General features: G+C 30.7%; 6 protein-coding genes and 1 pseudogene. 2 read left to right on the forward strand and 5 right to left on the reverse strand.

Translation table 11 applies throughout. The annotated features are described in order from the left end of the window. A pseudogene (locus LDL23_RS01845) lies at positions 1-1977 on the reverse strand (hypothetical protein); the annotation flags it as partial. 329 nt (positions 1978-2306) lie between these two features. On the opposite strand from LDL23_RS01845, the gene gltX reads away from it, so the two are divergent. Next, on the forward strand, positions 2307-3803 hold the full coding sequence (gene gltX / locus LDL23_RS01850; protein ID WP_291264186.1) for a glutamate--tRNA ligase: 1497 nt from the start codon (positions 2307-2309) through the stop codon (positions 3801-3803). Between the two features lie 37 nt (positions 3804-3840). Here the strand turns inward: gltX and LDL23_RS01855 are convergent, their stop codons facing one another. The 3 genes from LDL23_RS01855 to LDL23_RS01865 form a co-directional block, all read right to left on the reverse strand. Continuing rightward, on the reverse strand, positions 3841-5304 hold the full coding sequence (locus tag LDL23_RS01855) for a hypothetical protein (protein ID WP_291264187.1): 1464 nt from the start codon (positions 5302-5304) through the stop codon (positions 3841-3843). Between the two features lie 18 nt (positions 5305-5322). Further along, positions 5323-5997 carry a hypothetical protein gene (locus LDL23_RS01860; RefSeq protein WP_291264188.1) on the reverse strand — a complete coding sequence of 225 codons (675 nt, stop codon included), beginning with the start codon at positions 5995-5997 and terminating at the stop codon, positions 5323-5325. Between the two features lie 80 nt (positions 5998-6077). Further along, positions 6078-6725, reverse strand: coding sequence for a PorT family protein (locus LDL23_RS01865; protein ID WP_291264189.1), 648 nt, complete (start codon positions 6723-6725; stop codon positions 6078-6080). Positions 6726-6824: 99 nt separating this feature from the next. Between LDL23_RS01865 and LDL23_RS01870 the strand changes: the two genes are divergently transcribed. After that, the gene (locus LDL23_RS01870; protein ID WP_291264190.1) at positions 6825-7802 is read left to right on the forward strand and encodes an SPFH domain-containing protein; all 978 of its coding nucleotides are present in this window, start codon (positions 6825-6827) and stop codon (positions 7800-7802) included. Between the two features lie 451 nt (positions 7803-8253). Here LDL23_RS01870 and LDL23_RS01875 read toward each other — a convergent pair whose 3' ends face one another. Then, positions 8254-9936: a glutamine--tRNA ligase/YqeY domain fusion protein gene (locus tag LDL23_RS01875; RefSeq protein WP_291264191.1), complete on the reverse strand. Its 1683-nt coding sequence runs from the start codon at positions 9934-9936 to the stop codon at positions 8254-8256. Between the last annotated feature and the right edge of the window lie 64 nt (positions 9937-10000).

Genomic DNA, 10000 nt, shown 5'->3' on the forward strand with positions numbered 1-10000 from the left:
TAACTTGTCTAATTTGTCAGCAATTTGTTCCGCTTTTTGTTCTACATAAAAACGCTTCGTTAATTCAACTAATTGCTCTAAATTTTGTTGTTGATTTTTAGCGTTTTGTTTTAACTTATCGGCTTTATCAAACAATTTATCTTTCTCTAATTTCTTAGAAAGTTCTTCTAACTCTTTCAATAATTTTTCGTTTTTCTCAGCTTGTTTTTCGGCTTCTTCTAAACGACGTAATAATTCTTCTTTGTCTTTATCTTGTGATTTCGGATTGAATTCTTCCAAATTATCAGTTAACTTTTTAGTGAATTCTTTCATCATTTCGTCTTGTTGTTTTTGACGATTGATAAAGTCTTCCACTTTCTTCTGATCTTTGAAATCTAAATTAGATTTCTCTTTATTCATTTTTTGCAGTTTGTCTAATTCCGATAACTGCTTCTCTTGATTCTGTAGCGATTTTTCTAAACTATTGATGTTTTCATTCTGCTCTTGCAACTGTTTGTCTTCCTTTTGGTCTTCAGTCAATTCATAATGAAGAAAAACAGATGATTTTGTGCTTTTATAATTATTAACTACATCATTATCAAATACTTCAAAGTAATATTCGTAATTTACACCTTCTTCAATCGATAAACCATTAGGAAATGAATAAATAAATTGATCCACTGCTTGTTTGTTAATCGCTAAATTCGCTTTTCGAGTTGCAGAAGGGTTTCCTTTTGGATAAAAAACAACTTGCAACTTCGATAAACCATGATCATCGGCAACTTGACCAATCATAATTTTGGATTTTAACTTTAATGAATCAGGAGCAATTTGAACTGAAATTGTTGGGTATTGATCTTTGATAGTTGCGATTTGATACGACAATTTTTCGAACTCGTTGATGTTTCTATTCGATGTAATTACTTCGTAACTCAAATTATCCGATATTCTTCTTGAAAGCGAAAAGATATTTTCTTTATTAGCGAAAACACTCACTTGATTGTTTGATTTGAAACTAACTTTATCGGTTGCCAAAGCGTTAATTCTCCAATTCACAACTGTTCCTTCTGGAACGACTGCATTTCCAGTTCCTTGAATCACTTCCGATTTTTTTCCTAAATAAGAAGGATATTGCAACACCATTTCAAAATTGGCAATCGTTGGTACATCCACCACATTAATCTGATACTCTTTCGAATTTAATCCATTCGCTAAAAGCGAGAAAGTAACATCTTTTGATACTTTTGAAAATGTATATTCAAAAACTCCAGGTTTTGTGCTTTGTAAAAAATATTCTTCATCACCAATTTGAATCGCCACATTTTCAGGCAATACTTTTCCTTGTGTTTTCACTTGAAGTACAAAATCGGAATTCTGTTGCGCTGTTAACGATTTATTCAACACCACAAATTCAAACGGAGCTGGTGGAGCGAATTTCGTTTCATAATTCACAACTCGAGTAAAACTATTTGAGATAACTTCAGAATTTCCGGTTACGAAAAACAAAATCAATAATAGAATTGGAACAATCGCATAAGGCAAAAACTTTTTGTTCTTAGCAAAGTTCACTGCGTTTGAAAACGGAATCGGTTGTAAAGAAGCAGCTTTTTGTTCGATCGAAGCTGCTAATAATTCAGATGTTTGACTTTGATTGGCCAATTGTAAAAAGTTCAACAACTTGTCTTGTACTTCTGAAAAGTGATTACCAATGATTTCTGACGCTTGTTCGTAATTGATTCCTTGTTGTAATTTGAATAATTTAAACAACGGAAAAGCTATGAATCGAATCAATAAAAACGATTCTACACCAACGAACAACCAAAACAAAATAGTTCTTCCGAAGGTTGATAACCATAAAAAGTATTCAATCAATAAGGTAAAAATGAAATACAACAAGCCCAACCCGATGAAAAGAATGACTCCTTTTATCAGTTCGTTGTTGTAAAACTTCTTGATAAACCCTTCAAGCTTATCGAAAATAATGCTTTTTGCTTCCAAAATTGTTGATATACTGTTTATAACTGATAAAAATACAACATCTTCCTAGAATTGTCAATAGGTTTTTAGTGAAACTTAACACTTTAAAAATGTTCAAAATTAAAAACCACATAGAAACATAGTTAATAAAATATGGGAAAAGGCGTTACACTAACAATAGAAATCATAGAAATACTATGTGCATCCGACAAGGATATGTAAAACTTAAAAGAAAAATCTATGTTTCTATGTGGTAAAAAATACTATTAAATGGATTAAAAAGATAAGTTTTTCAAACTTCCAACTTCTAACTTCTAACTTCTAATTATCTTTGCACAAAATTTAATGAAATGTCAGTAAGAGTAAGATTTGCACCAAGTCCAACCGGGCCTTTGCATATTGGTGGTGTTCGTACCGCTTTATTCAATTATTTATTTGCTAAAAAACATGGTGGTACTTTCTATTTACGAATTGAAGATACCGATCAAACGCGTTTTGTTCCTGGAGCAGAAGCTTACATTTTTGAAGCTTTAGAATGGTTAGGAATTGCACCAGATGAAACCGTAGGAAAGAATGAAAAATTTGGACCTTACCGTCAAAGCGAACGAAAAGCGATGTACCAACAATATGCAGACCAACTGATTAATTCAGGTTGGGCGTATTATGCTTTTGATACGGCTGAAAGTTTAGATGCGATGCGAAAAGAAGCGGAAGCAAACGGTAAAACGTTTATTTACAATCATTCGGTAAGAGAACAATTAGATAACTCATTGACGGTTTCACGTGAAAAAGTAGCAGAACGAATTGCAGCTGGCGAACAATATGTTATCCGATTTAAAACACCTGTGAATGAAATTTTAGAATTGAAAGACATTATTCGTGGCGACATTAAATTTGATACGAATTTATTAGACGATAAAGTATTGTTCAAGTCGGATGGTATGCCAACGTACCATTTAGCGAATATTGTGGATGACCATTTGATGGAAACTTCGCATGTAATTCGTGGTGAAGAATGGTTGCCAAGTTTGCCTTTACATCATTTATTATACAAAGCCTTTGGATGGAACGCACCTGAATTTGCGCATTTACCCTTGATTTTAAAACCAATTGGAAACGGAAAATTATCAAAACGTGATGGTGATAAAATGGGATTCCCAGTATTTCCTTTGGAATGGAAAACAGAAGAAGGAATTTCATCTGGTTACAGAGAAAACGGATTTTTCCCTGAAGCAGTTATCAACTTTTTAGCTTTATTAGGTTGGAATGACGGAACCGAACAAGAGATTTTCTCATTAGAAGAATTGGTGGAAAAATTTGATTTAAACCGAATTCACAAAGCAGGAGCAAAGTTTGACCCTGAGAAAAACAAATGGTTCAATCATCAGTATTTACAAAAGCAAAGTGATACAAGTTTAGCGGAAAGCTTTAAAACTATTTTAGATAAAAAAGGAATCTCAACTTCTCTTGATTTGGTAAAAGTGGTTTCTTTGATTAAAGAAAGAGCGCATTTTGTGAATGAGTTTTGGGATTTAGCCGATTATTTCTTTGAAGCTCCAACTTCCTACGATGAAAAAGCAGCTAAAAACTGGAAAGAAGAAACGCCAACTTTAATGCAACAAGTGATTTCTGAATTAGAAAAGATAGAAGATTTTACTTCTGCTAACATCGAAACCTTATTAAAAGAATGGATGACAGCTAACGAAATTGGAATGGGGAAAGTAATGCAACCGTTACGATTGAGTTTAGTAGGCGCACTAAAAGGCCCACATTTATTTGACATCATCGAAATGATAGGAAAAGCCGAAACGGTAAAAAGAATAGAAAAAGCAATTGCTAGTTTATAAAAAGAAACCCTCTGAAATTCAGAGGGTTTTTTTATGTTTAAAATTTTACAATTTTGTAGTAAGATTCATTATCTGTTTCAAAAACAAAAATTCCATTTTTTGTGATTTTTGCATGAATATGTTTTTTATCTTCTCCCTTTTTATCTGAAATTGAAGAAACAAACTTTTTAATTTCTGGGTATAATTCTTGTGCGATTAGTAATTCTAAATTCGCATATTTTTTATCTGATAAAATAAAATTGTCAAATAAAGAATATCTACTCAAGGAAGTTCCACCAAGACTAGATTTAGTTGTGCTACTTATTTTTTTATAAGTATTAACGTCTCCGTTATTTTTATTTATTTTGAATACATGAGAATTAGCATCATTATAATTAACAGGTCCTTTAGCTACAAAAATCAATTCTTCATTAGAAAAATCAATTGTGTTTAAACTATAGGTTGTCCAATAACTATTATTTCTTTCTCCAAAACCTTTTGGATCATCAACTTTATAGTATTTTTTCCAAACCAATTTATCCTCTTTATTAAATTTATAAACATAAAAACCAAGAGGATTATTTTTATTTTGAGTACCTCCAAAAATGTAAAAATCACCAGTTACTTTGTCTAAAAAATGGCTATTTATATCTAAATCATATGCCGGTTCAATAGTTGTTGATTCATTTTTGCTATTTAGCCTATTTCTACTAGTGAATTTATTATATAAATAATGAAATGCGCCATAAATAGGTTCTATTGTATAACTTTTCTCTTGGATTATTTTACCAGCCATATCATAAATAGATCTATAAAAAACACTCGATTTTCCTTCTTTTTCAACAGATTTAGTAATAATCTGAAAAGAATCATTATTAATCATTTCAGGTAAGTAAGCTATTACTTTATGATTAAAAAGTGAATCGTTTTTTAATCTTGTCATATTTGGTTTATCAATTTTGACTTTAGAAGTTTTAGATGTATTTATATCAAACTTTAATAAATATAAATCTTCTTTTTCAATTTTATTATTTGATTTATAATTTTTATCGTCTTTGCTTACAATTTCATAAATATATTTATCTGATAATTTAAACTCAATATCACAATCATTAAGTTTATACATATCAAAATCTTTATAAAAATTCAAAAATTCGCCGACTTTTACTTCTTTAACAATTGGTTGTTTAGCATCTAGATAAAATTTATAGTTAAGCTTACTTAATAGTTTACCATTAACAATCATAAAATCATTTTTCTTAGGAATTGGAAAAAAATGAATAAATTCCTCATCTTTAAGAATATCTTTAAAAGTTCCACTTTCAAATTTTCTTAAATAATTAAAAATAGGTGATTCTCCTGTTTTTTTGTTAGAATTCATTATGAATAATTCATTTTCAGAATTAAATGTATATCTTATACTTGAATTAAGCTTATCAAGCTTAGTGTCTAAAATTACTTCTTGGGAAAATGAATTAAGATTAAAAGAAGCAATTAATAATAGTGTTGCAAATTTTCTCATGTTGTTTAAATAAAATAATTAATATCTTCCAAATTTATATGATAATGTTAATGAAATTGAGCTCATTTTTGCGTCTCCAACACTTTCGCCTTCAACAAAACCAAATTCTCCAATTTCTCCAGCAGACTTAACATCTTTGAAATGATTACTCAAACCGTAATTATAGCTTACGCGAGCTTTAAATTTGTTGTATGTAGCATTTAATCCAAAACTCACCCCAACTGTTAATCCATTACTATTGGTTAATAATTCATCTTTTGAAGTCCCGCTTGGAAAATAACTTGGAGTTGTATCATAAGTATCATCTTTTGAACTTATTTTTCCTAAATTAATTAAAAACCCAACTATTGGACCAAAGTAAAGTTTATCTTCTTCAGGAGATGATAAATTATAAGTTAAATAAGTATTTACTTGATATCCTCCGAAATTATAAAGGTCTTTGTTACCGTTTACATTTTGTAACTCAATTGGATTGTTCATATATAATACTTCTAGTTGAGTGCTAAAACGTTCACTGTAACCCATTACAGCACCAAAACCTATTTGATAACCTAAACCACTGCTTTTTGCAACAACAGCATCTGTAGACAATGAAGAACTATTTGTTCCTGCTAAAAAATAAAAACCTGTTCTTTCCTGAGCATTCATTAAATGAAAAGTAAAAAATAAGATAAAAAAAGATAATCTCTTCATAAATAAGAATTTGTTTTTTAAACAAGAAAGCTCAAATATAAAATATTTGAGCTTTCAATTTTTATTTTTTTGTAAGTATTTTACAAATATATTGTAATCTGACCACTAATCAAACCAATATTTCCTTTCATTTTTTCGCCAAGTAACTTAACGTTGTCGTTGTTTTTTAGGTTTCCAAAGAAATTAGTTAAACCATATTGATAGCCAATTCTTGCTCTAACGTTTTTAATTCCGCCGTTAATCCCAACATAAATGTTTGCATTAAATTTTGAAACATCTAGAATGTCTTTGGCAATTAAACCTGGTTGGTCTAATAATAAATTGTTTTCGTCGTTTTTATTAACTCCTAATTTTCCATTTACTTGTAAAACGGGACCAAATTCTAAATTCAAATGGTCTTCAATGGCAACATAACTAGGAACAATATAAATTTGAACCGCTGACATTTTGAAACTTGTTTGAGTTTGGATAAATCCTTTTTGAGTAGGAATCGAAAAATTACTATCGGTAAAAAACATACCAAAACTCATTTGCCAATTGTTGTAATAATTTCCTCTAACACTTAAACCTCCGATCCATCCACTTTCTGGTGTTACGGTAAAATTATCGGTAAAAATATTTAATTGGGTTAAACCCCCACCTATTCCAATTCGATTACTGTCTTTGTTACCACGTTGCGCAATTGCAACTGTTGAAATCATAAGGAATATGAAAGCTAATTTCTTCATTTGTAAAAATTTAAGCGCCAAAAGTAAACTTAAAAATTGGTTTTTTGTAACTTTTTACTTTAAAAAGCGTATAATGATTATAACTAAAACTATAAAATTATGGAGTTTATCATGTTTCCAATTATTTTCATTGGATTAATTGTACTTTTTTCTTCTTTCTTTACTGTGAAACAGCAAACTGTAGTTGTTGTGGAACGTTTTGGAAAATTTCTTAGCTTGAGAAATTCAGGTTTACATTTAAAAATTCCGGTTGTGGATAGAATTGCTGGAAGAGTTAATTTAAGAATTCAACAATTAGATGTTATCATCGAAACCAAAACGAAAGATAACGTATTCGTTAAAATGAAAGTTTCGGTACAGTTCAAAGTGTTACAAGAAAAAGCATACGAAGCGTTTTATAAATTAGAATATCCTCACGATCAAATTACGTCTTATGTATTTGACGTGGTGCGTGCTGAAGTTCCAAAATTAAAATTAGACGACGTTTTCGAGCGTAAAGATGATATCGCAGTAGCAGTAAAACGTGAGTTAAACGAAGCGATGACAACTTATGGTTACGACATCATCAATACGTTAATTACTGATATTGATCCAGATATTCAAGTTAAAAATGCGATGAACCGTATCAACGCGGCTGACCGTGAAAAAACAGCTGCAGAATATGAAGCAGAAGCAGGAAGAATCAGAATTGTTGCTAAAGCAAAAGCAGAAGCAGAAAGTAAAAGACTTCAAGGTCAAGGTATTGCTGACCAAAGAAGAGAAATTGCTCGTGGTTTAGTAGAATCAGTAGATGTGTTGAACAAAGTGGGAATCAATTCTCAAGAAGCTTCCGCTTTAATTGTAGTAACACAACATTACGATACATTACAAGCAATTGGTGCTGATGCAAACAGTAATTTAATTTTATTACCAAATTCACCACAAGCAGGTAGCGATATGTTGAACAATATGGTAGCAAGTTTTACAGCAAGTAACCAAGTGGGTGAAGCCATGAAAAATGCACACAAAACCAAAAAGGTAAATAAGAAAGATGCTTCAAACGAAAGTTTCGGAATTGAAAATTCGGAAGAAGTATAATTGAGATGCTGAAATAAATTCAGCATGACAAAAATCAAAACCATCAATTTTTAATTGGTGGTTTTTTTATAACCAGATGTTAGAAATTTACAATTTCAGTGATAATTTTTTAAAAGTAGCTCCAAGAAGTAAAAATCAAAGAAAAATTATCTCAATTTTAGGTAAAAATTAAAATAAAGCGATTTTAGACACTTTCACTAGTAAAGATGTAAAAACACTTTAGCTAAAAAAGTTTTTTTCTTACAATTAATTTATGAAAGTTACTTTTTTAAGTTTTTAATTATTAAAAAATAATTTTTGATAGATTTTACTAATAATAATTTATACTGATGATTTTTAAATTTTTAATATAAGATTATAATATAAAAGAAAAACGTGTCAGGTTTTTGAAATCTGACACGTTTGAAATTTTAGATGCTGAAATAAATTCAGCATGACAAAATCAAAATTTTTATTGTTCTGAAATTTTTGCCCAAGTATCTCTCAAACCAACTGTTTTGTTGAAAACTAATTTTTCAGCTGTTGAATCTCTATCCACACAGAAATATCCTAAACGTTGGAATTGAAAATGATCTAACTCTTTTGAGGTTACCAAACTTGGTTCTACATATCCTTTAATTACTTTTAATGAATTTGGATTGATAAATTCTTTAAAATCAACTTCTTTGTCTTTATCCGGACTTTCATTGGTGAATAATCTATCATAAATTCGAACTTCTGCTTCTTTTGCATGAGGAATGGAAACCCAATGAATCGTTCCTTTTACTTTTCTTTGACTCGCTTCTGTTCCACTTCCTGATTTAGAATCTACGTCGTAAGTAGCGTGAATTTCAGTAATATTTCCGTTTTCGTCTTTTACAACTGATTCACCTTTAATGATATAGGCGTTTTTCAAACGAACTTCAGTTCCTAATGTCAAACGGAAAAATTTCTTGTGTGCTTCTTCTTGAAAATCTTCTCTTTCGATATATAATTCTTTAGAAAATGGGACTTTTCTGTACGTCATTACTTCTTCTTCCGGATTATTTTCGGCTTCTAACCATTCTTCTTGACCTTCTGGATAATTGGTAATTACTAATTTCACAGGATCTAAAACCGCCATTACACGTGGTGCAATTTTGTTTAAATCTTCACGAACACAGAATTCTAAAAGCGAAACATCAATCAAATTATCACGTTTTGCAATTCCGATAGTTTTAGCAAAATTTCGGATTGAAGCTGGCGTATAACCGCGTCTTCTCATACCAGAGATCGTTGACATTCTTGGGTCATCCCAACCTGTAACGTGCTTTTCTTCAACTAATTGCAATAATTTACGTTTCGAAACTACAGTATGCGATAAATTTCTACGCGCAAATTCTCTTTGTTTTGGACGCACTTTAGTTTCATCATAAATTTGATTCAAAAACCAATCATATAATTCACGGTGAGGTAAGAATTCTAACGTACAAAAAGAATGCGAAATTTGCTCTAAATAATCACTTTCACCATGTGCCCAGTCGTACATTGGATAAATACACCAATCGTTTCCTGTTCTGTGGTGATGTGCGTGCATAATACGATAAATGATTGGATCACGCATCAACATATTGTTAGCGCCCATCGAAATTTTAGCACGTAAAACGTGAGTTCCTTTTTCGAATTCTCCGTTTTTCATTCGTGTAAATAAGTCTAAATTCTCTTCGATAGAGCGATTTCTGTAAGGAGAATCGGTTCCAGGAGTAGTTGGCGTACCTTTTTGTTGCGCCATTTCTTCCGAAGTTTGGCTATCTACATACGCTTTATCTTTTTTGATTAATTCCACTGCCCAATCATACAATTGTTGAAAATAATCCGAAGCATAACATTCTTTGTCCCATTTGTAGCCCAACCATTCTACATCGCGCTTAATAGCATCAACGTATTCTTGCTCTTCTTTTGATGGATTAGTATCGTCGAAACGAAGGTTAACTGGAGCATTGTAATCGATTCCTAAACCAAAATTTAAACAAATAGCACTCGCGTGACCTACATGCAAATACCCATTTGGCTCTGGTGGAAAACGAAAACGTAATTTATCTGCTGACAAACCATTTTTTAAATCTTCTTCAATGATTTGTTCTATAAAATTCAATGATTTTTCTTCTGTTGACATAGTATCAAAAATTTATGCAAAGATATATAAACTTTCATGGTTTAATACCTTAAAAATGGCTAAA

Origin of the sequence: Flavobacterium sp., assembly GCF_020217025.1 — a bacterium.
GTDB lineage: Bacteria > Bacteroidota > Bacteroidia > Flavobacteriales > Flavobacteriaceae > Flavobacterium.

Bases quoted from the DNA above. Each gene is read 5' to 3' on its own strand.
- gltX (WP_291264186.1), top strand. From the start codon at position 2,307: ATGTCAGTAAGAGTAAGATTTGCACCAAGTCCAACCGGGCCTTTGCAT.
- LDL23_RS01855 (WP_291264187.1), bottom strand. From the start codon at position 5,304: ATGAGAAAATTTGCAACACTATTATTAATTGCTTCTTTTAATCTTAAT.
- LDL23_RS01860 (WP_291264188.1), bottom strand. From the start codon at position 5,997: ATGAAGAGATTATCTTTTTTTATCTTATTTTTTACTTTTCATTTAATG.
- LDL23_RS01865 (WP_291264189.1), bottom strand. From the start codon at position 6,725: ATGAAGAAATTAGCTTTCATATTCCTTATGATTTCAACAGTTGCAATT.
- LDL23_RS01870 (WP_291264190.1), top strand. From the start codon at position 6,825: ATGGAGTTTATCATGTTTCCAATTATTTTCATTGGATTAATTGTACTT.
- LDL23_RS01875 (WP_291264191.1), bottom strand. From the start codon at position 9,936: ATGTCAACAGAAGAAAAATCATTGAATTTTATAGAACAAATCATTGAA.